The sequence below is a fragment of the Massilia sp. CMS3.1 genome (assembly GCF_051262535.1).
Classification (GTDB): Bacteria; Pseudomonadota; Gammaproteobacteria; order Burkholderiales; family Burkholderiaceae_D; genus Telluria.
Window position 1 is genome coordinate 790957 of the sequence record NZ_JBIMES010000001.1, and the last position, 24407, is coordinate 815363.

Here is a 24407-nt window from a genome sequence, read left to right on the forward strand (position 1 = left end):
GCCTTTTATCGCACCAGGCAGGGCCGCTTGGCGTCGAACTTCCAGCCCGGCACCAGGAACTGCATCGCCGCCGCGTCGTCGCGCGCGCCAAAGCCCATGTTGCGGTAAGCCTGGTGCGCCTTCTCGAGTTCGACCATGTCGATCTCGATACCGAGACCGCGCTTTGCCGACACGCGGATCATGCCGCCCTCGATTTTCAAGGGCTCTTTCGTAAGACGCTGGCCATCCTGCCAGATCCAGTGGGTGTCGATCGCAGCCACCTTGCCTGGCGCCGCGGCGCCGACGTGGGTGAACATCGCCAGCGGGATGTCGACCGACTGCAGCTGGATCGAGTGCGCCATCTGGCGCCAGTCGGTGGCGACCATGTTGGTCGCGGTCGGCAGTCCCGTGGCGCGGCGGAATTCGGCCATCACTTCGCGACCCGAGAAGCCGTCTTCCGCCCCGCACGGGTCTTCAGCATAGGCCAGGATGCCGTGCTGGTCGCGGCAGACGCGGATCGCATCCTTGAGCAGCCAGCCGCCGTTCGGGTGCAGCGTGCAGCGCGCCTGCGGAAAACGCTCGTGCAGGGCGACGATCGCCTCCATGTTCAGGCGCTCGGCGGCGCGGCTGAAGTGGGTTCCTCGGCCACCGCCACGAAGCAGCGAAGCTGGCTGATTTCGAACATCGATGCGTCCTTTGTATCCGTGGTGCAGACCGGGCTAGTGCACAGGCTGCACGGTCTCATGCGCCCGGTTCAGGCGCCGCTCGGCCAGGCGCTGCAGCTGCTCGAAGACGAGGCTGAGCATCCAGTAAATGGCGGCCGCCGCCAGGTACAGCGGCAGCGGCTGGAAGGTGGTCGCGATGACTTCTTTCGTGGCCAGCATCAGCTCGGTCATGGTGATTACCGAGACCAGCGAGGTGTCCTTGATCAAGCTGATCAAGGGAAAGCGCCAGCACCCCGGCCGTGACCGGCGTGAACTCGATGCCGATGCTCGGCAAGCCGTAATAAATGACGAAGATCTGCACCAGCAAGGGTGTGCCGCGCATGACGCTCACATACAGCGTGGCCGGCCAGCGCAGCAGTCGCAAGGGGTTGACGCGCATCAGCGCGACCGGCACCCCGAGCGCCAGCCCTCCGACCATCGATGCCAGCGCGAAGACCAGCGTGTAGCCGGCGCCGGCAAGCATGACCGGCGCGGCCCCGACCAGCAAGTCGAACAAGGCCATCGATTCAGGGAGCCGGACGCGAAGCGTCGCTGCCGAACCACCTGGTTGACATTGCCTTCAAGCTGCCTTCAGCCTGCAGCTCGCCCAGGGCCTTGTCGACGGCCGCCTTGAACTTCGGACTGCCCTTGCGGAACGGGATGCCCATGCGTTCGACCGCGCCGACGCGCGCACCGGCCTTGATCGGCAACTGCGATTGCTTCAGCAGGTAGGACACCATCAGGCTGTCGTTCAAGGCCGCGTCGATGCGGCCGAACGCGAGGTCCTGCAGGTTCTCGGGCGTGGCCGGGTAGCTCTTCACCTCGATCCCGGGCACGGCCTTGGCCTGCTGCTCGAACACGCTGCCCTGCCCGACGCCCAGCGTCTTGCCCTTCAGGTCGTCGAGCTTCTTGTAGGTCGCGCCCTCGTTGCGGCGCACGATGAGCTGGGGCGAGGAATAGGTATAGGGCTGGGAAAAGTCGAAGGCCTGCTGGCGTTTTGGCGTGATGCCGACCTGGCTGACGATGACATCGTACTTGCCGGCGGCCAGGCCCGCCAGGATTGCCGACCACTCGGTGGTCACGAATTCGGGCGTGAGGCCGAGTTTGGCGGCAAGCGCTTTCGCGACATCGACGTCGTAGCCGATCAGCTGCCCGGTCTTCGCCTCTTTGAAGTTGAACGGCGGGTAGGTCCCTTCCATCGCGATGCGCAGGGTGCCGCGCGCCCTGGCCGTATCGAGCAGGTCGGCCGCGGCGGCGGGCAAGGCGCAGCCGAGGGTCAGCAGGATGGCGCCGAATGTGGCGGCACGGCGGCGCGCAGAAAGTGGAAGCGGTCGCATCTGAGTTGCTCTCCGTTAAAAAAGCCGATGTTGCTTTTATAACCGAAAAGTGCGCCGCCGGGCGAGGGAACTGCGTTCAGCCGATATGCATGCGGCCGCGCGAACCGAAACGGTGGCCGACCACCATGGTCGTGCTGGCGACCAGGTTCGACAAGCCGATGACCAGCTGGATCAGCTTGTCGGCCGGCAGCAGCCAGTAGGCGCCGCGCGGCATCTCGGCGCCGGTGGCGGCCACGATCAGCGGCGCGATCCAGGCCGCGTCATCGTCGACGTCGAGCACGATGGCGTCTTCCAGGGTCTGCATGTAGATATTACCGCCAACGGCGAGCGTAAAGCAGATGCCGTAGCCGGTTTCCTGCGGCTTGATCAGGTCCTGCATCGCCTGGTCGTGCTCCGCGATCCAGAGTTCGACGTCTTGCGGCGTTTCGAGGTGGATCCAGGGACGGGGACGGAAGCGTGGCGGTGTATCGAGGGGAGCGGTCATCAGGGTAAAAGATCAACGGCAAAGGGAGACATCCTACGGCATTTCGGGGTGCGCGTACATGGCGTGCGCGCCGCTCCGGGGTCAACCAGGGTGACGATACGCGGACGCAGGCTTTCGCCCTCGATGATCAGTTCGGCCGCGGTGATGGGCAAGGTAAAACGGCGCAGGCCGGCCGGTGCGAGTGGCCCGACACGACGACGCGTATGCCGGCGGCGGCTGGCGCGATCTCGATGTCCTTCAAGTCGTGGATCGCGTACAGCACGACCGGTCCGACCTGCAGCTTGGCGCTGACGGGAATGGCGCGCGCCCAAGCCTCGCGGTCATTATTCCCGCGCACGACTGTCAAGGGGGCGATTTCTTCCAGGCGCGCGAGGATGGCCGCGTTGCCGATGTCGCCGCCGTGTTGCTCAACACATTCTTACTGATGGCGCTTCGCCCCGGCCATTTTCGCCGTTGTATAGATCGAGTACAGCGCGGCCAGGCCCACCAGCACGTAGATCAGGCGCGACACCGGGCTGCCGGGTCCGAAAATGGTGGCGACCATGTCGACTTCGAACAAGCCGACCAGCGCCCAGTTCAGGCCGCCGATGATCAAGAGGGCCATCGCCAGGTAGTCGAATGCCGACATGGCCGAACGGCCCTCGCGCATGATGCTGCGGCGCTCGGGGCCGGTGCGGCGATCCATCGTCGGTGCGTTCATCGTTGCCATAAGGTTCTCCTTCGCGTTCCCCATCGAAAGAAACGGCAATGTGCTCATTGCCGGCGCAGATCTCACGATAGCAAAAACTTACGCAGTTGGGGCGCCCGCATCAACCTTTCCAGGTCCGGTTCAGGCCGGTATCGGCGTGGATCCAGCCGCCGCGTGGGCCGGAGCGATAGTAATAGCCGACACCGCCTTGGCGGAAGCTGCGGATCAGGCCGCCGAGGACTTCCTCGCTCAGGCTGGAAATGCGGATATCGGCCGCCTTGCCCGACATGTGCAGCGACTTGCGCGCGGCCGGGATGCCCTGTTCGAGCAGGCGCGCGTTCGAGGCCGGGGTGCGGTAGCCGGACAGGATCTCGAGCGGCTGCTCAAGGCCGTAGCGGGCGATGAAGGCCTGGGTGCCCCACAGCATCTCGAACAGCTTGGGGTCGATCGGCGCGGTTTCACGGCCGTTGACGTCGCGCAGCAGGTGGCACAGTTCCTGGTAGGCGGAGTCGATGACTTCGCCATCTTTCCAGTACAACAGCTTGGCGCGCTCGCCGCTGGCCGGGCGCGTCACGGACAGCGTGCGCGGCTTGACCCAGAAATCGAGGTCGAGCAACTGGGCGTCGAACAGGTCGGGAGGGGGCGTCAGGTCGGCGGGTGCGGCTTGCGGCGCGGCCTGGGCCTGGCCAATGATGGTCGGGCCAAGTGCGCCGAGGGCGGACAGGCGCATGCCGTGCTGAAGAAAATCTCTGCGGGAAGCCATAAAGTACTCATCTTTGCGAAGGCCGTACTATAGCCTAAGGTGTTCGCGCACAAAAGATGTGTCTGAGTGGTTTGTTAGACGCTCTTAATCGCTGCAGTTACAGAAGCGCTTGCGTTTGGCGTCGAAGTCCTGCGGATCGGCGTCGAGCTGCTTCCACATCAGGCTGCATTCGAGTCCGAAGCAGGACTTCTCGAGACCGGCGTTCGCGTAGCCGTGGCGCTCGTAGAAGGTGGCGCAGCTTGCGGGACTGTGCAGCGCAAGCTTGCGGATGTTCCATTCGCGCGCCTGTGCCTCGACCGCCGCCAACAGGGCGCGGCCGACGCCGACGCGCAAAGCGCCGGGCTCGACATAACACAGGGCCAGCTTGCCGGCCTGGGTCAGCAAGGCCAGGCCCAGCAACTGCCCGCCCTGCTCGGCAACGATGGCGTGATTGGTCGGAGAGGCGAACCAGGCGGCGACATTGTCCGGCGTCTTGTTGGCCAGCCAGGTGTCGAGAACCTCCGGACGGCCACGGTGGTCGGGCTCGCACACCTGCTCGATCGAGCGGCGCAGCAGATTGCAGGCGGAAACGGCGTCGGCCGGTGCAGCTTTGCGAATATCGATACCCATGAACCTCTTACCCAGTGATTCGTCATACTGTTTCTGTTGCCCGGCAGCACGCTTTTGACGCTCCCGGCGAATGTCCGGACTATACACCGAAAGCCGCCGAGCTTGCCGGAGGCCATGCATACCTCGCGCTGCTTCTAAGCATATGACGAAAGTATTCTTCCGTTTTCCCGTGAATAAAGAGAACATGCACGATGTTTCCATTGTATTGAAAAAGCGAGAAAAATATGCCAAGCACTCCTTTCCTGCCCCTGCGTCGCTGGGTCCTCGCGCTCGCCGTCGGCGCCGCGCTGCCTTTGTCAGCAAGCGCCGCCGAGCCCGAGCTGCTCAACGTGTCCTATGACGTGGCGCGCGAATTGTACAAGGACATCAATCCGGCCTTCATCGAAAGCTGGAAAAAGAGCGCGGGCGAGACCGTGACGATCAAGCAGTCGCACGGCGGCTCGAGCAAGCAGGCACGCGCCGTAGCCGACGGCCTCGAAGCGTCGGTCGTGACGATGAACCAGGCCAACGACATCGACATGCTGTCCGACCGCGGCCTGGTCGTCAAAGACTGGGCGAAAAAATTCCCGAACAATGCGGCGCCCTATTACTCGACCATGGTGTTCCTGGTCCGTAAAGGCAACCCGAAAGCAATCAAGAACTGGGACGACCTGGCCAAGCCGGGCGTGCAAGTCATCATCCCGAACCCGAAGACCGCCGGTAACGGCCGCTACACCTATCTGGCGGCCTGGGGCTCGGTGCTGAAAAAGAAGGGTGGCACCGAAGCCCAGGCGCGCGAGCTGGTGGGCCGCATCTTCAAGAACGTGCCGATCCTGGACGCCGGCGGGCGCGCCGCGACCACCACCTTCACCCAGCGCCAGATTGGCGACGCCCTGGTCACGTTCGAAAATGAAGTGAGCATGGTGCGCGCCGAATTCGGCGACAACTTCGAAGTTGTCTACCCGAGCGTGTCGATCCTGGCTGAGTCGCCGGTGGCCGTGGTCGATAAAGTGGTCGACCGCCGCGGCGTGCGCAAGCAGGCAACGGCTTACCTGAACTTCCTGTACACGCCGGCCGGCCAGGAAATCGGCGCCAAACATTACCTGCGCGTGCGTAATGAAGCCGTCATGAAAAAGCACGCGGCGAACTACAAGCCGATCTCGCTGTTCTCGGTGGATGAACTGTTTGGCGGCTGGCGCAATGCCCAGAAAGTGCACTTCGACGATGGCGGCGAATTCGACAAGATCTACCAGTCGAAATAAGCGTTCTTTCTTGGCAATATGTGCAGCACTATAAAGGCCCTGCGACAACGCAGGGCCTTTTTTGTGACGAAAAATCACAGTTGAGTTCGCTTTTTGCTCGTGCGCCATAGACATGAAGAAATGTGGGTGCTATCTTCCATGACTTCGGTGTGCCCTAAAGCAATATTATGCGGCGCCATCCCCGGCGCCTTGCCTCAACCCGACACCTATACCGACACCCATGATGAAAAAACTGTTCGCCGCCGTCCTGTTGTCGATCTCGTCTGCTGCCGCAATCGCGGTGCCCTTCGGTTCGCAATCGGTACTGGTGGTTGAAGATGACACCGGCAAGATTTTGCTGGAAAAGAATGCCAGCGCCGTCCTCCCGATCGCTTCGCTCACCAAGCTGATGACCGCCATGGTCATCCTCGATGCGAAGCAGGACATGAACGAGCTGATCGAAATCGACCGCAGCGACGTCGACACCCTCAAGCACAGCACCTCGCGCGTGCCGGTCGGCGCCAGCATCCCGCGCCGCGACGTGCTGCAACTGGCGCTGATGTCCTCGGACAACCGCGCCGCCGCCGCGCTGGGCCGCACCTATCCGGGCGGTTTCCTCGCCTTCAAGGCAGCGGTGCGCCGCAAGATCGCCTCGCTCGGCATGCACAACACGATGATCGAAGAGCCGACCGGCCTGTCGCCGAACAACCGTTCGAATGGCTCGGACCTGGTCAAAATGGCGCGCGCCGCCGCAGCCTACCCGGAGATCAGCGAGCAGACCACGGACGCCAAGAACATCATCAACATCAACGGCCGCGGCGTCGAGTACCGCAACACGAACCGCCTGGTCGGCGCCAATGGCTGGGACATCGGCCTGTCGAAAACCGGCTACACCCAGGAAGCCGGCCGCTGCCTGATCATGAGCATCACGACGGCAGGCAAGAAGGCGACCATGGTGCTGCTCAACGCCGGCGCCTCGTCGGTACGCATCCTCGACGCCCTGAACGTGCGCCGCTACGTCGCCGGCGAAGCAGCCCCGGTGGCGCGCATGGCCCGCTCGGCCAGGATCATGAAGGCCGGAAGCAGCGCGCCGCGCATCAAGGCCAGCGGCTCCGGCCTGCGCATCAAGGCCGCGAGCGGGCGTGTCGTGAAGGTCAAGGCGAAAGCCGGTGTGCGCAGCAAGGCCCGGGTGGTCGCCACCAAGAAGAAAGTCGTCGTAGTGCGCAAGCGCCGCAATTGATGCAACGGGCCCTGGCGCCCGTTCATGACGAAAAGGGATTCCCGCGATGCGGCAATCCCTTTTTTGTTGTTGCTCGCCGGCGCTGCGGCACACGCATCGCGGGTAGAATGCGGTTCGAATCAACCTGTGAAAGCAATCAATGAAAAAAGCCGACCTTGCCAAGAGCGATGCCAAGAAAATCATGAACCAGATGGGCGCCCGCACCGCATCGTTCGGCGCCGGCGACGCCGCCCCGGTCGATCGCCGCGAGCAACGCGAACGCGAACGCGCGCTCGGGCTGGTGCCGTTTGCGGTCAAGCTGAATGGCGAGCTGGTGGCGCAGTTGCAGGCGCTGGCCAAAGAGCGTGGCGTCGAGATGAACCAGCTGGTCGATGAGGTGCTGCGCAAAGGGCTGGCCGGCTAAGGCCGGTACCGTGCTTTTCGTAGGGTGGGCACAACTGCCTTTCGTGGCCCGGCCCACCCTAGCGCTCAATCAGATTGCGCAAGCCACTCGCGCGGTGCGTTCTTCTGGCCACCGCTTCGGCCAGCACCGACCCATTCGGCGTCACCAGCGTAAATTCGAGACTGGCGCGCGTGATGCCGGTGTAGACCAGCTCGCGCGTGAGGATGCCGTGGCGGTCTTCAGGCAGCACCAGCACCGTGTGGCGGAATTCCGAACCCTGCGATTTATGCACCGTCATCGCGTACGCCGTCTCGACGCTGCGCAGGCGCGTGGCCAGCACGCTGCGTACTTCGTCGCCCTCTAGAAAGTAGACACGCAATGAGCCGGCACGGGCCGGGTCGCCCAGCGTCAGGCCGATGTCGCCGTTGAAAACGCGGGTGCCGTAGTCGTTGCGGGTCACCATCACCGGGCGCCCGACATACCATTCACTCGACCGGCGCAGCAGGCCGGCCGTCTGCAGGCTCGCCTCGATCGCCGTGTTCAGGCCCGCCAGACCCCACTCCCCCTCGCGCACCGCGCACAGGATGCGAAAAGCCTCGAAGCGTTGCAGCACGGCGCGTACCCAGTCTTCATGCGCGCCATCCGGTCCGGTGCGCAGCAGTTCCAGGTAGGGCTGGTAGCCGGCCAGGGCCAGGCTGACGACCTGGTGCTGGTGCGCACCCTCGATCCAGCGCAGCGCGCCCTCGCCCCCGCCGCGCAGCACGGCTTCGGCCGATTCGGCGTCGCCCGCATTCACGGCCAGCGCCAGCTGCCCGATCGGGCCGCCGAAGCGGCGGCTGTGGCGCAGCATGACGGTTTGCTGGGCGAGAGGCCCCGCAGTGCCGAGGTATTCGGGCGGCAGTTCTTCGCCGCTGGCCTCGAACACGTAGTCGGCCGTTTCCTGGCTGTAGCCGCCGGCCTGGGCGTCGTGGCACAGGTCGCCCAGCACGGCGCCCGCCTCGACCGAGGCCAATTGATCCTTGTCGCCCAGCAGGATCAGGGTCGCGCCGGGCGGCAGCGCGTCCAGCAGGCTGGCCATCATCTCCAGGTGCACCATCGACGCCTCATCGACGATCAGCACGTCGACATCGAGCGGATTGCCGGCGTGGTGGGCAAAGGAACGGGTGTCCGGACGCGCGCCGAGCAGGCTGTGCAGGGTGCGCGCGGCGCCCATGCGGGCGGTCAGTTCGCGCAGCGGCAGCGCTTCGCCGACGCGCTCGGCGAGATCCGTCAAGGCCTTGTCGATCGACTGCTTCAGGCGCGCCGCAGCCTTGCCGGTCGGCGCGGCCAGCGCGATGCGCTGCTGGGCCGCGCCTGGTGCGACGGCGAACAGCAGGGCCAGCAGGCGCGCCACCGTATAGGTCTTGCCGGTGCCGGGGCCGCCTGTGATGATCGCGACCGACCCGCGCAGCGCGACGGCGCAGGCGAGCTTTTGCCAGTCGGGCTTTTGCTCGGTGCGCTGGGACGAGAACAGCAGGTCGAGCCAGGTACGCGCCTGATGTGCATCGACCGGGTGCGTGGCGGCGGCGCGCGCGCGGATGCTGTGGGCGACCAGGGTCTCGTCGCGCCAGTAGCGGCGCAGGTAGAGGCGCTCGCCGTCGAACACCAGTGGCGCACCGAAGTCGAACTCGCCCACCTGCCACACCTGCTCGCAGGCGGCCAGCTGCGCGGCCCAGGCTTTCGCATTCTTCGGGAGCGGCGCGACGGTGCCGGCCAGCGCCTGCCACTGTTCTTTGGTCCAGCCGAGCAGGCCCGCAGGATCGCGCGCCAGGTCGTCCATTTGCAGGCAACTATGGCCGCGGCCCTCGAGTTCGGACAGCACCAGCGCGGCCAGCAGCACGGGCGGAGCCGCCGGGCCGAGGGAATCGACGAAGCGGGCAAAGGCGTGGGACAAGCGGCGCAGTTCGCCCGCCTCGAGCAGGCGCGCCGATTCTTCCCAAAGTGAGGCTGGGGAGATGGTGGCGCGGGCGGCCTTGGCGTCATGCTTCATGCGTCATCCCTGGCGAGTAGTATGTCGAGGTCATCGAGCAGTTCGACGCTTGGCTCGATCAGGCAGCAGCCATGCGTCGAGGTGTTGGCGATCCCGCGCAGGAACAGGAACACGGCGCCGCCCAGCTGGTGCGCCGGATCGTATGCATCGCCAAGGCGGCTCTTGAGCAGGCGGTGCAGCGCCAGCATGTAGATCGCGCCCTGGATGTCGTAGCGGTGGCCGGCCATCCCCTCTTCCATCGCGCGCCGGGTGTAGGCGGCGTCGTTCGGGCCGAGCGCGTTCGACTTGTAGTCGAGCACCCAGTATTTGCCCTCGTGTTCGAACACCAGGTCGGCGAAGCCCTTGAGCATGCCGTGCAGGGCGCGTTCGGCCAGGAGCGGGCGCGTGGTTTTCCCCAGCAGGCGCCGGCGGCACAGGCGATCGAGTTCGCCCAGGTCCAGGCCCTCGCTCGGAAACCAGAATTCCATCTCCGGCAGCGTATTCGTGATCTGGGAGAGGCTGGCACCGATCGGCGGCAGACGCGTGGCGACCACGGTGCGCAGCCAGGCGAGCGTGTCCTCCAGACGGTGACCCCAGCCGGCGCGCTCGACGCGTTGCGCCAGGCGCGCATCGAAGTTCGGGTCGGAGATGGTGTCGAAGCCTTCCTGCCCGATCCATTCGAGCTGCTCGTGCAGGAAGTTGCCCGGCACCGAACCGCGCGGGAAGCGGTGCCAGGGCGCGTCCTCGACGCGCAGCGCGGGCGCCGGTTGTTCATCCTCCAGCAGGGTCTCCTCGGCCGCGCGCATCGGCGGCGCCGTCGTGTGGCGCGTGATCGAGGTAAACGAACCGACCGACCAGTTGCGCTCGAAGTCGGCCTCGAAGGGCGCGGCCTCGATCAGGGCCGCGCGTTCCTCGATCCGGTCCAGCATGGTGCAGCCATCCTGCGGGTCGAGCGCATGCAGGGCGATGCCGGCGCAGTCGCCCCGCAGGCGCCCCAGGTGCTCGTCCAGGCCGCTGGCAGGCACCGGTGCGCCGCCGCTGAGCAGGTAGCCGAGTGCCGATTCGTGCAGGCGGTTCTCGCCCTTCTTCCTGCTCGACACCGCCGCCACGCCCAGCCACAGGAAGTGGCGCGCACGCGTGAGCGCCACGTACAAGAGGCGCAGGTCTTCTTCCAGGCGCGCCCGGTCGACCGCCTCGGCCGCCTCGTCCGACAGCGCCAGGTCGATGCGCCGCCCGCCGTCTTCGTGCACGTACTCGAAGAAGCTGCGGTTGCGTTTATCGGTCTTGCGCGCGGTGACGGCGAACGGCAGGTAGACCAGCGGGTATTCCAGGCCCTTCGACTTGTGCACGGTGATGACCTTGACCAGTTCGGCGTCGCTTTCCAGGCGCAGCACGCGCTCGTCGCCGCCCTCGCCCAGACCCTCGATCTGCTCGGCGAACCAGCGGATCAATGCCTGCTCGCCATCGAGCTGGGTACTGGCTTCCTGCAGCAGTTCGGCCAGGTGCAGCAAGTTGGTGAGCCTGCGCTCGCCGCCCGGCTCGCGCAGCAGGCGCGCCGGCAGGCCGAGTTCGTGGATGAAGCGGCGCAGCATCGCCAGTACGCCCTGGCGCTGCCAGGTCAGGTGCAGGGCTTTGAGCTGCTCGACCCGCTCTTCCCAGACCGTTTCGTCACCCGAAAGCCTGGCCAGTTCGGACAAAGGCAGCCCGGCCGTGCGCGTGGCCAGCGCCGCGCGCGCCAGGCCACCGTCGAGGGGACTGGCGACCGCGTACAGCCAGCGCAGGACGTCGGCCGCTTCCTCGCTCTCGATCACGGAATCCTTGTCCGACAGGTAGACGCTGGCGATCCTGCGCCGCGCCAGGGCCTGGCGGATCGCGGCCGCTTCCCTGCGGTCGCGCACCAGGATGGCGATATCGGCCGGCATCAGGCGCTTGAACTCACGCCCATTCGGTCCGTCTTCGGCGAAACCGACCTTCGCGTCGTTCAGCAGCGTGACGATGTGCTCGGCGCAGTGATGGGCAAAGAAGGCGCGGTATTCTTCCATTTTCATGTCGTCGCGCCCGGTGGCGCACAGCGCCAGCGCCTGGTAGGGGCCGTCGACGCCGACCAGTTCCGCGCGCCGTCCCGCCGCCCGCACCGGTTCGAAGGGCAGCGGATTGACCTCGCCGCGCCGGAAGCGGAAGGCGCCGGCCGCGTGGCCCGGATGCTGCTTGTCACCTTCGGCGTGGCGGAACAGCTGGTTGACGGCCTCGACCAGCGCCCGGGTCGAGCGGAAGTTGGTGCCGAGCTGGTAGTGCCGGCCCTCGGTGGCGCGCCGCGCGTCCAGGTAACTGTGGATGTCGGCGCCGCGAAAACCATAGATCGACTGCTTCGGGTCGCCGATCAGGAACAGGCCTTGGCCCGGGTCGTTCGCGGCCACCGGGTACAGCAGGTTGAAGATCGCGTACTGGTCGGGCGAGGTGTCCTGGAATTCGTCGATCAGCGCGACCGGGAACTGGGTCACGATGCGTGCCCGCAATGCCTCGCCGTTGCTACCCTCGAGCGCATCCTTCAAGCGTGTCAGCATGTCGGCGAAGCCGAACTGGCGGTTGCGCGTCTTGAGTTCGGCCATGCGCCGCGCGATGTGGCCGGCCGCATGGCGCAGCAGCGCGTGCGCGAGCGGTTCGATCGTCGACAGTTGCGCGCGCAAGTCTTCGGTGCAGTTGAAACAGTCCGGCACCACGGCCTGGAAATCCTTGCCGAAGGCGTCCTGGAGGCCGTGCGGCGTCAGGCGCTTCCACGCGGTCTCGTTCATGTCGGGCTCGACCAGCGCACTGTCTTGAGCCCAGGCGCGCAGCGCCTCGAACCATTTGGGCACCGAATCGACCCGCATCTTGTTGCCGTTGAAGGCTTTCGGGGTCCGCTCGCGATGCCCGGCAATCCAGCGCTCCATCTCGTTGGCGCGCTCAAACCACCCTTCTTTGAGCCGCGCGAGCGCGGCCTGCTGGCTGCGCTGCACGCGCGCGACCAGGTTTGCCAAGGGTTCGGGTTCAGGCATGCCGAGCGTGGCGGTGCGATGCACCAGGTCGCGCACCGCCGTCTTCAGGGCTTCGACGTCGCGCCAGCAAGCGAGCACCGCGCCAAGCAGGCCGCTGTCCAGGGGGTAGACGTGCTGGCGCCAGTAATCGTGGGCCGCGTCTTCGAACAGCGGCCGCTCGTCGGAGAGCAGTTCCTCGTCGAACAGGCTGCCGCTGTCGAACGCGTGCTCGCGCAGCATGCGCTGGCACCAGGCGTCGATCGTGAAGATCGCCGCTTCGTCCATCGTCTCGGCCGCCAGCACCAGGCGGTGCGCGGCGACCTGGCGTTCGGAGTCAAGCGCATAACTGCCGGCCAGCGCCTCCAGGTAGGGATCGGCCTGCGCGCCCTCGCCGCGAAAATAGGCCGCGGCGCCGACCAGGCGCTCGCGCACGCGGTTCGCCAGCTCGCGGGTGGCGGCGCGGGTAAAGGTCATCACCAGGATTTGCGACGGCAGCAGCGGACGCACGAACGCAGCCTCGCCACCGTGGCCAAGCACCAGGCGCAGGTAGAGCGCGGCAATGGTCCAGGTCTTGCCGGTGCCGGCGCTGGCCTCGATCAGGCGCGAGCCGTGCAGCGGGAAAGTGAGGGCGTCGAGCAGCTGGCTCATACCGCCTCTCCCATATGCGCTCCCACCTGCGCTCCCGCGTGCGGCCTCACCTGGATTTGTTCGGCCATCCAGTGTGCCAGCCCCCCGTACAAGGCTTCGGCCAGCTCGGGCCAGCCGCCGGCGGCCACCAGCAGCGCGAATTCGGGCCACAGGCGCGCCAGGCAGGGTTCGCTTTCGACCTCGCCCGAGAGCTCGTAGCCGCCGTCGTACACGGTGCGCGCGTCGGCGCCCGCCAGGTGCGCCAGCGCCGTCTTGCACGCGACGGGCAGCGGCGCGTCGAGGTTACCCTGCCAGAGCCCGACGACATAGGCCAGCACGCCGAGGGCCTCCTCGCGCTCGATCGGCGCCATCGTCACGACCGCGTCGCGCGCGACGAGATAGCCCGTCACGCCCGCGCCCGCGGCGCTCGCGGCCAGCTGGCGCAGCCAGGGCGCAATCAATTTGTCGCCCCGCGGGGCGCCCGCCTTGTCCAGCACTTTCGACGAGATCTGCATCAGCCAGGCGGTCTGGTCGCCATCGGTACGCAGGCGGTCGATCCAGTCTTCCAGCACCACGCCGTTCAGGATAAGGCTGATCGCCAGTTTGGGCGCGGCTTGCGGGAAGCGTGCGCCGAGTGCGAGCCAGGCGCTACGCACCGGCACCAGGCCGTCGACCAGCTGCTGCTGCCACTGCTGTCCCACCAGGCCGATCGGCAGCACGCCTTCGCGCGCCAGGCGTTCGGCGCGCGCGCCCAGCATCTGGCGCACCTCGTCAAGTTCCTCGACCTTGCCGGCATCGTCGAGCAGGCTGTCTTCCAGGAAGTAGCGGTCGAGCGCATCGAGCGAGAACGGTTCTTCGTCCTCGCCGATCACCTCGGCCGCATTGAACACCACGCCCAGGCGGCGCCGGAAGAAGTAGCGCGCCGGCTGCTTCAGGAAGCTGGCCAGTTCGGACAGCTTCAGGCGAAAGTCAGGTTCCAGTTCATAGGAAGGCAAGGTGTCGGGCGCGCCGTCGGCCAGGGCACCGTGCGCTACCCGCCATTCGCGCGCATAGGTCAGCAAGCCGCCTTCCTCGAAATAGCGGCGGCTGAAGGGCTGCAGCGCGTGTTCGACGGTGAGCGTGGACAGGTCGATGTGCCAGCCGGCGTGCAGGTAGTCGCGCAGCTGCGCCACCAGCACCGATGCCGGCTGCTCGCTGTTGTCGCGCACGTTGCGCCCGACCCAGCTGACGTACAGCTTGTCGCGCGCGGCCAGCAAGGCTTCGAGCATCAGGTAGCGGTCGTCGTCGCGGCGCGAGCGGTCGCCCGGACGGCTCATGCCGGACATGGACAGCAGGTCGAAATCGTTTTGCGGCGTGCGGCGCGGGAAGTCGCCGTCGTTCATGCCGAGCAGGCAGACGGCACGGAAGGGCACCGCGCGCATCGGCATCAGGGTGCAGAAGGTGACGCCGCCGGAGACGAACTGGTGGTTCAGGGTTGGCTGGTCGATCTGGCCGAGCCAGGCTTCGCGCAGCACGGCCAGGGGCACCGGCTCGTCGAAGCCGCCCGCTTCCGTCATCTCGATCCAGCAATTGAGCGCTTCGCCCAGCTGGGCCAGCGTGATGCGGTCACCCTCCTCGCGCCCATCGAAGAAGCAGGCCAGCAGCGCACGGGCCTGCACGCCCCATTCGCTCGGGGTACGCATTTGCGCCAGACGCGCGCGCCAGTCGAGCAGGCATTCGACGAACTGGGCCAGCGAGCCGGCCAGCGCGGCATCGAGCCCGCCGACTTCGCCATAGGGCTCGATGTCGCCGAAGCGCGCGCCGGCGCCGCTGGCATAACCGAGCAGCATGCGCCGCACGCCGAAGATCCAGGCATTCTGTTCGCCCGCGGCGCCCAGGCCAAGGCCGGCGCGGTGCTCGCGGTCCAGGCCCCAGCGCACGCCGGCGCCGTCGATCCAGGTGCCCAGCGTATGCTGGTCGTCTTCATGCAAGCCAAAGCGCGCCGCCACCGCCGGCACGTCGAGCAGGTCGCGGATTTCGCTCTGACGGCAACGCTGCTGCGGCAGGCGCAGCAGCCATTCCAGCGCGACCAGCAAGGGGTTGACGCTGCGGTCGCGCGTGTCGCCGATCTCGAACGGGATGTGGCGCGGGTCGCTTTTTTTGTGCTGGTCGAACACGGCGTGGATCGCGGCCGAAAAGGTGTCGATATCGGGTACCATGACGACGATGTCGCGCGGGCGCAGGGTCGGATCCTGCGCGAACCAGGACAGCACCTGGTCGTGCAGGGCCTCGACCTCGCGCTGGGTGCTGTGGGTGACGTGGAATTCGATCGAGCGGTCGTCAAGCCCGGGCGGCGCGTGCGGGTGCTCGGACAGGGGCCGCAGGTCGCGCACGGCGGCCTGCACCTGTTGCAGCAGCGTGTCGCCGTCGCCATCGGAGAACAAATCGACCCGCAGTTTGGTGATGCCCTCGGTTTCGGGGCGGCCGGCTTCGTTGTCGAATTCATCCAGCATGCGCACGAAATCGCGCCCCTGGCGCCCCCAGCTGGCAAGCAGCGGATGGCTGTGCGCGTGCAATTCTTCAATCGGCAAGCTCGCCAGGTCGACGCCGCCCCTCGCCGGCTGGCGCTTGTGCGCAGCCTTCAACAGTTCGCGCCCCTCGATGATGTCGCCCCAATAGAACTGGCAGGGGTTCGGCACGGCCAGCAGCACCTGCGTGTGGCGCGACAACGCGGCGATCGCCTGCAGCGTCTGGTATGGCAGGGCCGACATCCCGAACAGCACCACGCGGCGCGGCAGGCGCCCGGCCGGCGCATCGCCGGACAGGATTTTTGCCACGAACACCTCATGGATCGCGGCGCGGCCGCTGCCGCGCTGCATCGGCGGCACGCTCTCGTGCACGGCGCGCCAGAGACGCGCCTGCCAGCACTGGTCGGGCGCCAGGGGCAGCGGATCGCCGTTTGGGCGGCGCAACTGGTCGCGCCCGATTTCCCAGTCGGTCAGCCAGTCGGCGCGGTAGACCTGGTACTGGTCGAACAGGTCCGCCAGGCGTTCGGCCAGCTGCAGGCGCCGCTCCGGGCAACCGTCGCCGAGAAAGTGCGTGAGCGGCGCGAACACCGGCTCCTTCAACAGCGCCGGCAGCAGGCGCATCAGGCGCCAGGTCAGCGGGTCGCGGTCGAAGGGCGAGCGGGCCGGCACCCGTTCGCGTCCCAGCATGGCGCGGTAGGCTTCCCACAGGAAGCGCGCCGGCAGCGCCACGCGCGTGGCCGCGCACACCCCGAGTTCCTCGGCCAGCGCGATTTTCAGCCATTCGGCAAAACCGTTCGACTGCACCAGGATGGTTTCCTGCTCCAGGGGTCCGAGCGGATGCCCGCGCAGCCAGTTGAAAACGGCTTCGCGCAGCAATTCCATCTGGTTGCCGTGCAAAATCAAGAGGCCGGGGGTGATCGTCGAGGACATCGGGAGTGGTGGATTGGGGGAGCTCAGGCGCAACAGGATACTCTCTTTACCGGCGCGGTGAAAGGCGCGAGGGTCTCAACCGCCATCCGTGGCGCGCGCGCCAAGTTCCGCTGCGACCTGGTGTTCGAGCCGGGCAAAGATGCTGCGCAGACGTGCACCCAGGGCTTTTGCCTGGGCCTGGTCCGCGCGCTCGTGCTGGCGTTCGAGCTCGGCACAGAGTTCCGCGAAGCCGATGGCCCCCACCGCGCGGGCGGACGACTTGAGCCGGTGCGCAACGGCGCCGGCGCGTGCCGGGTCGTCCGATGCCAGTGCAATGTCGACGTCGGCCAGGCCCTCGCGCGCGCTGTCGAGGAACATGAAGGCGAACTTGCGCATCTTGCCGGGGTCCGCGCCGAAGGTAGCAGCGAGCACGGCGGTGTCGAGCAATGGTGCCGCGGCGCGCGCGCGCGCTGCGGCCGGGGTCGACGCGGCGGGGGCGGTCGCAGGCGCCCGGAGGCGCCCGGTCGCGCGCGCAATGGTGGCCGCGAGGTGCTCGGGCGCGACCGGCTTGGTCAGGAATTCGTCCATGCCGGCCGCCATGCAGCGCGCCTGGTCTTCGACTCCGGCGTTGGCCGTCATCGCGATCACGACTGCATCGCGCAACACAGTGTCGGCGCGGATGCGGCGGGTGGCCTCGAAGCCGTCCATGACCGGCATCTGGACGTCCATCAGCACGCAGTCGAAACGCTGGTGGCGCATCAGGTCGAGCGCTTCGCTGCCGTTGCCGGCGGCGACGACAAGCGCGCCGACGTTTTCCAGCAGTTCGCGCCCCACCTGCTGGCTGAAGACGTTGTCTTCGACCAGCAGGATGCGGGCCCCGTCAAGGCGCTGGCCGCTCGCCGCGGGAGCCGGGGCCGCCTTGCGCGGCGGGCACGCGCCCTGCCCGGCGCCCGGCCCCAGGCGTGCGGTGAACCAGAAGATGCTGCCGCGTCCCGGCTCGCTCTCGACCCCGACGTCGCCGCCCATCAGCCCGGCCAGCTGCTTGCTGATCACCAGGCCCAGGCCCGTGCCACCATAGCGCCGCGTGGTCGAAGGATCGGCCTGGTGGAAGGGCGTGAACAGCTGCGCCACCTCGGCCGGCTCGATGCCGATGCCATGGTCCTCGACGTCGAAACGCACCAGGGTATCGGTGCCATGGGCGCGCAGCGCCCGTGCGCGCACGGCCACCTCGCCGTGCTCGGAAAACTTGATGGCATTGCCGACGAAATTGAGCAGCACCTGTTCCAGGCGCAGCGGGTCGCCGCGCAGGGGGTGCGCGAGTTCGGGCGCGATGTCGAATGCAAGGCGCAGTCCCCTTGCCTCGGCCGCCTCGCCGAGCTGGGTCTCGAGGTTGTGCATCAGCGCGTCGAGCCTGAAGTCGAGCAGCTCGAGCTCGAGCCGGCCGGCCTCGATCTTGGAAAAGTCGAGGATATGGTTGATGATCCCCATCAGGTGCTGGCCCGAGTGGTAGATCTTTTCCAGGTAGTCGCGCAATTTGGGCTCAATGGCCGATTTCAGCGCCAGATGGGTCATGCCGATGATGCTGTTCATCGGGGTGCGGATCTCATGGCTCATGTTCGACAGGAAGTCGCTTTTCGCCTGGTTGGCGGCGTCGGCGGCCGCTTTCAACTGGTGCAGTTCGGTGACGTCGGTGGCCACGCACAGCACGCTGCCGACGTCGCCATCGAGGCGCAAGGGCACCGTCACCTCCCACAACTGGCGTGGCGCGCCGTCGGGCAGGTTGATCTCGACCTGGCTGGCGCGGCGCGTGCCGTCGAACACGACGCGCTCGCGCTCCCAGGCGGCGTCGGCCAGCCCGGCCGGCATGACGTCGCGGTCGAGGCGCCCGACGATGCGCTCGGCACCCTGGCCCAGCGCCAGCGCCATCTTCGCGTTCACATAGCGAAAGCGCCGGTCGCGGTCTTTCATGAAGACAAAGGCGTCGAGGTTGTCGAGCACCGTGTCGAGCAGGGTGCGGTGCTCGATGGCGACGCGGCGCGACCAGTACAGCGACAGGAACAGGCTGTAGACGAGGAGCGTGGCCGCGAAACCGGTCAACAGCGCGACGTACGGCAAGCGCTTGTCGAAGGACAGGAACATCGCCTCTTTGGGGGCGCTGAAATGGGCCTGCCACAGGCTCCCGTTGAAGTCGACCGGCAGCACCGCGCGGAAGTTGGCGGCATCGTCGACCACGCGGGTGCGCACGGCGCCGTCGCCGTACACCAGGCGGTCGTTTGAACCCACGACAAGGGGCGCGGCGCCCTTGCCGGGGCCAGCGGCAAACAGCGCCAGCGACATCGGGTCCTGCGTTTGTGCGCCGAGCGCCCCCTCGACCAGGCCCGGCACCGAGAACGAGACGCCGACACCGCCCAGGTAGGCGGCGCGGCGTCCGGCAACCGTGGCAGGCATCGTCCCGCCCCGGTAGACGGGGGCGCGTATGCTCAGTGCAATATGCGGTGTCGGCATCTGCACCTGCACCGGGTGGCCCGAAGCGCTGATGCCTCCAAGGTCGCGGGCACGCGCCATCGCGGCGGCCGGGCCCGGGTTGGCGCTGATATCGAAGCCATGCTTCCCGGCCATCATGGACGGCGGCTCAATAAAGGTCAGTACCTGGTAGCTGGGACGCCGGCCGGCCGGGAAGATCATGAAACCGGGATAGCCGTCCGGATCGAGACTGAGGTCGGCGCGTACCTGCGCCTCGAAGGCATCGCGCTGCGCCTCGCTCACGGCCTGGGTGTAGGTCACGGCGTCGATCGCCGGATAGTTGCGACGCAAGTCGAGCGTGGTGACGTAGCGGTGGAACTGCAGCCGCGTGACCGGACTGTCGCCGGCCGCGAACAGCGACACCAGCGCACGCGTGACATCGGTGTACGACTTGATGGCGCCGGCCAGGCGCTCCTGGGTGGCGCGGGCCCGGTTCTCGAACCGGCGCCGCGCTTCCTCCTCGACCGCCCGCGAGGCGGCCATGTGCAGCATTGCTCCCACCAGCAGCGCCAGCCACAGGCCGGCGCCCCACAGCACGACGCGCATGGTGCCGCGCGCGCCGGCGGCTGCGCCTATGCTGCGGGTAATCGACAGGGCCATCGATGTGTGCGAGCCTCAGGTGATAAAAGATTGTTGCTAATATACGCTATCGGATCGCCACGGGGCACCCGGCAGCGAGGAAAACAGATGCAAAAAGCGGCACCGAAGGACATCTCCGGATCGACGGCGCCCGGCGCGCCGGTCGATCCCCATGCATGGCTGGAAGACGTCGGCGGCGATTCCTCGCTGGACTGGGTGCGCGCACACAATGCGGTGTCGGAGCAGGCCCTGGGCGGACCCGCGCACGACGCTCTGCGCGCGCGCCTGCAAGGCATCCTCGACGCGAAGGAACGCATCCCGTATGTCAGCAAGCATGGCCACTACCTGTACAACTTCTGGCGCGACGCGGCGCACGAGCGCGGTATCTGGCGCCGCACCACCTTGGGCGAATATCGCAAGGATGCGCCTAACTGGGAAACCGTGATCGACCTCGATGCACTGGCACGGACCGAGCACGAAAACTGGGTCTGGGCCGGTGCCAACTGCCTCGAGCCGCGCGGCACGCGCTGCCTGGTGTCGCTCTCGCGCGGCGGGGGCGACGCCGACGTGGTGCGCGAATTCGATCTCGACGCGCGTGCTTTCGTGGCGGACGGATTCAGTCTCCCGGAGTCCAAAGGCAGCGTCGCGTGGATCGACCAGGACACGCTCTTTGTCGCCACCGATTTCGGGACCGGCTCGATGACGGCGTCCGGCTACCCGCGCATCGTCAAGGAGTGGAAACGCGGCACGCCTTTGAAAGATGCGCGCCCCGTGTTCGAAGCGGGTGCGGACGACCTCTCGGCCTCGGCCAGGCGCGACCTGACGCCCGGTTTCGAGCGCGAATTCGTCACGCGCCAGATCGGCTTCTACAGCAGCGAACTGTTCCTGCGCGAGGGGGGACGGCTGATAAAAATCGACAAACCGGACGATGCGAATGCGTTCGCCGTGCGCGACGTGCTGCTGGTCGAACTGCGCTCGGACTGGCGCGCGGGTGGACGCACCTGGCCGCAGGGCAGCCTGCTGGCCATCGATTTCGCTCGCTTCATGCGCGGCGAACGCGATTTCCAGGCGCTGTTCACGCCCACCCCGACGAGCTCGCTGGACGGCGTGGCCGTCACCCGCAATGCCCTGCTCTTGAAGGTGCTCGACAAGGTGAAGAACCGCCTGGTCGAGCTGCGCCACGCCCACGGCCTGTGGCAGCGGCGCGACGTCGCCACGCCCGGCATCGGCACGCTTGGCGTCGCGGTCCTGGACGAGATCGAATCGGACGATTATTTTCTCAGCGTGACCGATTTCCTGACGCCCACGACCCTGTATCTCGGCCACGCGGGCAGCGATGCGCGCGAGCGCCTGAAATCGATGCCAGGCTGGTTCGACCCGCAACCGTACACTGTGTCTCAGTTCGAGGCGACATCGAAGGACGGGACGATGGTCCCGTATTTCGTCGTCAAGGATCGCCGTGCGAAACTCGATGGCAAGAACCCGACCGTCCTGTATGGCTACGGCGGCTTCGAGGTGTCCTTGACGCCCGCGTACAGCGGCATGATCGGCGCGGGATGGCTGGAGCACGGGGGCGTGTATGTACTGGCGAATATCCGCGGCGGCGGCGAATTCGGTCCGCGCTGGCACCAGGCGGCGCTGAAGGAACACCGCCAGAGAGCGTTCGACGACTTCCTGGCGGTGGCAAAAGACCTCATCGAACGCAAGGTGACGAGCCCGCGCCACCTCGGCATCATGGGCGGCAGCAATGGCGGCCTGCTGGTGGGCGCCGCCCTCACCCAGCGTCCCGACCTGTTCAACGCGGTCGTGTGCCAGGTGCCCCTGCTCGACATGCGGCGTTATCACAAGCTGCTCGCGGGCGCCTCGTGGATGGGCGAGTACGGCGACCCTGACGACCCGGCGCAGTGGGAATTCATCGGCAAATATTCGCCCTACCAGAACGTCTTCAAGGACAAGCACTATCCGACAGTCCTGTTCACAACCTCCACCCGCGACGACCGCGTGCATCCCGGCCACGCACGCAAGATGGCGGCACTGATGGAAACGCAGGGCCACGCTGTGCTGTACTGGGAAAACACGGAGGGCGGCCACGCCGGCGCGGCGAACAACACGCAACAGGCGCGCATGTGGGCGCTGACCTATTCCTTCCTGCGCGGGCAACTGACATGACCTTGCCCCATGCAGAAGACGCAGGCGTGGGGGCCGCAGCGCAGGTGCGTATCCTGGAGGCCCACGAGTGGCCGCTGTACCGCGCGCTGCGCTTGCGTGCGCTGCTCAATGCACCCGAGGCCTTCTGCAGCACGCTGGGCGAAGCAGAGAAGCGCACCGACAATGACTGGGCCTGGCTCCTGAACCTGGGCGTCACCTCCGGTCGCGACCGGCCGCTGGTGGCGGTCCTCGGCGCCGCCGCCGCGGGCATGGCCTGGGCCAAGGTCGACGCGTACGATCCCTCCCGGGTCAATCTGTTCCAGATGTGGGTCGCGCCTGAGGCACGGGGCAAGGGCGTGGCGGCGGCGCTGCTCGACGCGGCGCTCGATTGGGCGCGTGCCAGGGGTGCGCGGGCGATGGCGCTCGGTGTGGTGTGCGGAAATGACGCGGCCCGGCGCTTGTATGAACGCGCCGGGTTTCGCGCCATCGGCCAGCCGCAGCTGCAGCGCCCGGGATCGCACCGGATGGAGCAGACGATGCAGCTGGACTTGCACAACTGAGGGGCACCTGGCGCTCACGTCACCACACCTCTACTGTGGCAAACCATAGCCCCGTTGCTTGCCGGCTCCGTATCGGACAACGGCCGGATAGCTCGCATCAATATCGACATACAAGGCCACCGCCGTCTCGACCCCGATCACCAGCGGCGGTCCGAGGCGCTCGGTGACGATGCCGGCACGGCGCAGCAATCGCTCGATTGCGGTCGTGGTCACCGTCACATAGCGCTCGATGCCGTGCTCGTACCCATAGCGGGTGATCGCCGCAAACGACTCCATCGTGATTTCGGAGAAGCCAAACTGGCCGCTGCCGCCGGTCTCGATGGCAAAACGCGACAGTTCCCAAATGTGTTCGTCGCAAGGGGCAGCCTGCCCATGCAGTAATTGCGGGAACGAATCTTTCAGCATATAGGGGCCGTCGGTCGGCAACAGGCGCCAGCAGCCGCGCAGGATGCCCGCATTCGGCTCTCGCATCATCATATAGTGCGGTTCGAGTGCGTCGTAGCCGTCGATCTCCATCCCCGACAATACCGGCACTTCCCAGCCGAGTCGGCCCTGGAACACTTTTGCGCGGAGGGTATGCATCTCCCTCAGATCGTGAGACTGGAACTCGCGCCGTGCTGCGATGTTGATTTGCAGTGCCATGTCGTTCTCCCTGGTTGTTGATGAAAAAACATATGCGACAGGCATGAAGAATCATGCAATTTGGGCAGGGGCGGTACTAGCAAGTCTGCTAGGTGGCGGGGAAGTGACACGGTGGAATACTGAGTTTTTCACTCGTTCAAACAGGAGACCGGCTATGCCAAACGATTTCGCCAGCGAATCCATGCTCGCCCGACCAGGCGCCTACGTCCCGATGCCGATGCCGGTGCCAGTGCGGCCGCCGCATACCGACCTGCGTCAGTTCCGCATCAGTAAACGTGAGAGTCAGGAAAAATTTTGGGGACGCTTCGGGGTCACTCAGTCGAGCGGGAGCCGTTTCGAGACAGGTTTGGCCATCCCGGCGCCGGTGGCGATCCTGTTGAAGCTCTACGTCAACGGCAAGCTCAACGATGGCGATCTTCAGGGTTGAGCAGACCCAGCGCGATTGCCTTGACGACTGCCTGCTGACGTGTGTTGACGTTGAATTTCAGGCGCACGTTGGCCAGGTGGAAGTTGATGGTCGCTTCAGAACAACGGTTGATCATCGAAATTTCCCATGAAGACTTGCCCGCCATGACCCAGTTGAGCACCTCCAGCTCGCGCCGGGTCAGGCGCGGCACAGGTTCGCCCCCGCCCTGGTGTACAAACGGGACCGACGAAGCGAATGCATAGTCGCGTATCAGCGTGAGATTGGCCATGCAATGCGCAATGTCGTGCGTGAAATTTTCTCCGGGTGCCGCATCAGAAGCCAGGCTGAGCAACCCCACTTCGCCGTTCGGACCGTGGATCGGCAAGGTCACGCCGGAACGCATGCCATAGCCACAGGCTTCTTCATACAAGGCACGTCCGCCTTGCGTGCTGAATGCGTTGGGCTCCCAGACAATCGGCAAGGTACTGATCAGGCAATGGCCGACCGTCGGATCGACGTAGGCGAATCGCTCCGCATCGTAGCGGTCGCGCCACTCCGTAGAATAATTACTCTGTACGAAAGCATTCTCATACTGAGCGTGCCGTGAATGAACCACTGCGTACATCACTTGCTCGAAACCGAGTGAGTTCGCGAGGTCGAGCAGCGACCGACGCCAGGACGCAGCGTCTTTCGAATCCATCAGCTGCACCAGCTGTGCAGTTTCAATCATAGTGCTCGCTCGTTTAATTTTGTTGGAATGATTATGCTATTGGCATGCTGCAAATAAAGAATTCATACTAGAAATATTACCAATATTTACAAAATTTGTGTTTATGTTTTTTGTAGTATTTGCACAACGTCCCAAAAACATTCCCAAACGACTCGTGCGCTGCGGAAAGAAAATTTCCTGTACCCTCCTCCGCTGCCGAATTAAAATTCCTGGACGCAATATTTATTCGTGCTGTCAAGCTTGACTTGATACGGCACAAGCGTATCGTTTCATGTTTCCCGTTAACAGTTTCAGTTTCAGTTTCAGTTTCAGTTTCAGTTTCAGTTTCAGTTTCAGTTTCAGTTTCAG

19 protein-coding genes and 2 pseudogenes are annotated in these 24407 nt (G+C 65.9%); 6 read left to right on the top strand and 15 right to left on the bottom strand.

The window, feature by feature from the left end:
* Nucleotides 1–5: 5 nt before the first annotated feature.
* The 8 genes and pseudogenes from ACHAC9_RS03535 to ACHAC9_RS03570 all read right to left on the bottom strand — a co-directional run.
* Nucleotides 6–584 (bottom strand): annotated as a pseudogene (locus ACHAC9_RS03535) (enolase C-terminal domain-like protein); the annotation flags it as partial.
* A 114-nt stretch (nucleotides 585–698) separates the two neighbouring features.
* Nucleotides 699–1206 (bottom strand): annotated as a pseudogene (locus ACHAC9_RS03540) (amino acid ABC transporter permease).
* 4 nt (nucleotides 1207–1210) lie between these two features.
* Nucleotides 1211–2020, bottom strand: a complete 810-nt coding sequence (locus tag ACHAC9_RS03545) for a cystine ABC transporter substrate-binding protein (protein ID WP_435757180.1) — start codon at nucleotides 2018–2020, stop codon at nucleotides 1211–1213.
* Between the two features lie 76 nt (nucleotides 2021–2096).
* Nucleotides 2097–2504, bottom strand: coding sequence for a hypothetical protein (locus ACHAC9_RS03550; protein ID WP_435757182.1), 408 nt, complete (start codon nucleotides 2502–2504; stop codon nucleotides 2097–2099).
* Nucleotides 2505–2631: 127 nt separating this feature from the next.
* Nucleotides 2632–2850 carry a metallophosphoesterase family protein gene (locus tag ACHAC9_RS03555; protein WP_435757184.1) on the bottom strand — a complete coding sequence of 73 codons (219 nt, stop codon included), beginning with the start codon at nucleotides 2848–2850 and terminating at the stop codon, nucleotides 2632–2634.
* Between the two features lie 72 nt (nucleotides 2851–2922).
* Nucleotides 2923–3213, bottom strand: coding sequence for a DUF378 domain-containing protein (locus ACHAC9_RS03560; protein ID WP_435757186.1), 291 nt, complete (start codon nucleotides 3211–3213; stop codon nucleotides 2923–2925).
* Nucleotides 3214–3313: 100 nt separating this feature from the next.
* Nucleotides 3314–3955: a YcbK family protein gene (locus tag ACHAC9_RS03565; protein WP_435757188.1), complete on the bottom strand. Its 642-nt coding sequence runs from the start codon at nucleotides 3953–3955 to the stop codon at nucleotides 3314–3316.
* A gap of 84 nt (nucleotides 3956–4039) precedes the next feature.
* Nucleotides 4040–4564: a GNAT family N-acetyltransferase gene (locus ACHAC9_RS03570; protein ID WP_435757190.1), complete on the bottom strand. Its 525-nt coding sequence runs from the start codon at nucleotides 4562–4564 to the stop codon at nucleotides 4040–4042.
* A gap of 224 nt (nucleotides 4565–4788) precedes the next feature.
* Between ACHAC9_RS03570 and ACHAC9_RS03575 the strand changes: the two genes are divergently transcribed.
* The 3 genes from ACHAC9_RS03575 to ACHAC9_RS03585 all read left to right on the top strand — a co-directional run bounded on the left by ACHAC9_RS03575 (nucleotide 4789) and on the right by ACHAC9_RS03585 (nucleotide 7427).
* Entirely contained in the window at nucleotides 4789–5805 is a 1017-nt protein-coding gene (locus ACHAC9_RS03575) for a sulfate ABC transporter substrate-binding protein (protein ID WP_435757192.1), read from the top strand.
* Nucleotides 5806–6025: 220 nt separating this feature from the next.
* Nucleotides 6026–7024 carry a serine hydrolase gene (locus ACHAC9_RS03580; RefSeq protein ID WP_435757193.1) on the top strand — a complete coding sequence of 333 codons (999 nt, stop codon included), beginning with the start codon at nucleotides 6026–6028 and terminating at the stop codon, nucleotides 7022–7024.
* 139 nt (nucleotides 7025–7163) lie between these two features.
* Complete coding sequence (locus ACHAC9_RS03585) at nucleotides 7164–7427, top strand: hypothetical protein (RefSeq protein ID WP_435757195.1); 264 nt, start codon at nucleotides 7164–7166, stop codon at nucleotides 7425–7427.
* A gap of 58 nt (nucleotides 7428–7485) precedes the next feature.
* On the opposite strand, the gene recD is transcribed toward ACHAC9_RS03585, so the two are convergent.
* The 4 genes from recD to ACHAC9_RS03605 form a co-directional block, all read right to left on the bottom strand.
* The gene (gene recD / locus ACHAC9_RS03590; protein WP_435757197.1) at nucleotides 7486–9435 is read right to left on the bottom strand and encodes an exodeoxyribonuclease V subunit alpha; all 1950 of its coding nucleotides are present in this window, start codon (nucleotides 9433–9435) and stop codon (nucleotides 7486–7488) included.
* Entirely contained in the window at nucleotides 9432–13076 is a 3645-nt protein-coding gene (gene recB / locus ACHAC9_RS03595; protein WP_435757199.1) for an exodeoxyribonuclease V subunit beta, read from the bottom strand. The genes recD and recB overlap by 4 nt, the downstream gene beginning before the upstream one ends.
* Entirely contained in the window at nucleotides 13073–16492 is a 3420-nt protein-coding gene (gene recC, locus ACHAC9_RS03600) for an exodeoxyribonuclease V subunit gamma (RefSeq protein ID WP_435757201.1), read from the bottom strand. Before recC ends, recB begins: the two co-directional genes overlap by 4 nt.
* Before the next feature lie 75 nt (nucleotides 16493–16567).
* A complete protein-coding gene (locus ACHAC9_RS03605; protein WP_435757203.1) occupies nucleotides 16568–19594 on the bottom strand; it encodes a CHASE domain-containing protein in 3027 nt (1008 codons plus the stop codon).
* A gap of 87 nt (nucleotides 19595–19681) precedes the next feature.
* On the opposite strand from ACHAC9_RS03605, the gene ACHAC9_RS03610 reads away from it, so the two are divergent.
* Both ACHAC9_RS03610 and ACHAC9_RS03615 read left to right on the top strand, forming a co-directional pair.
* Nucleotides 19682–21742 carry a prolyl oligopeptidase family serine peptidase gene (locus ACHAC9_RS03610; RefSeq protein WP_435757205.1) on the top strand — a complete coding sequence of 687 codons (2061 nt, stop codon included), beginning with the start codon at nucleotides 19682–19684 and terminating at the stop codon, nucleotides 21740–21742.
* Nucleotides 21739–22281 (top strand): GNAT family N-acetyltransferase, encoded by a 543-nt coding sequence (locus ACHAC9_RS03615; RefSeq protein WP_435757207.1) that lies wholly within the window; start codon nucleotides 21739–21741, stop codon nucleotides 22279–22281. Before ACHAC9_RS03610 ends, ACHAC9_RS03615 begins: the two co-directional genes overlap by 4 nt.
* 30 nt (nucleotides 22282–22311) lie before the next feature.
* Here the strand turns inward: ACHAC9_RS03615 and ACHAC9_RS03620 are convergent, their stop codons facing one another.
* Nucleotides 22312–22923 (bottom strand): acyl-homoserine-lactone synthase, encoded by a 612-nt coding sequence (locus ACHAC9_RS03620; RefSeq protein WP_435757209.1) that lies wholly within the window; start codon nucleotides 22921–22923, stop codon nucleotides 22312–22314.
* 211 nt (nucleotides 22924–23134) lie between these two features.
* On the opposite strand from ACHAC9_RS03620, the gene ACHAC9_RS03625 reads away from it, so the two are divergent.
* Nucleotides 23135–23350, top strand: coding sequence for a hypothetical protein (locus tag ACHAC9_RS03625; RefSeq protein ID WP_435757246.1), 216 nt, complete (start codon nucleotides 23135–23137; stop codon nucleotides 23348–23350).
* Here the strand turns inward: ACHAC9_RS03625 and ACHAC9_RS03630 are convergent.
* Both ACHAC9_RS03630 and ACHAC9_RS03635 read right to left on the bottom strand, forming a co-directional pair.
* Entirely contained in the window at nucleotides 23325–24059 is a 735-nt protein-coding gene (locus ACHAC9_RS03630; protein ID WP_435757211.1) for a helix-turn-helix transcriptional regulator, read from the bottom strand. The genes ACHAC9_RS03625 and ACHAC9_RS03630 overlap by 26 nt on opposite strands.
* Nucleotides 24060–24135: 76 nt before the next feature.
* On the bottom strand, nucleotides 24136–24407 hold a 272-nt coding region (locus ACHAC9_RS03635; protein WP_435757213.1), incomplete at its 5' end, for a hypothetical protein.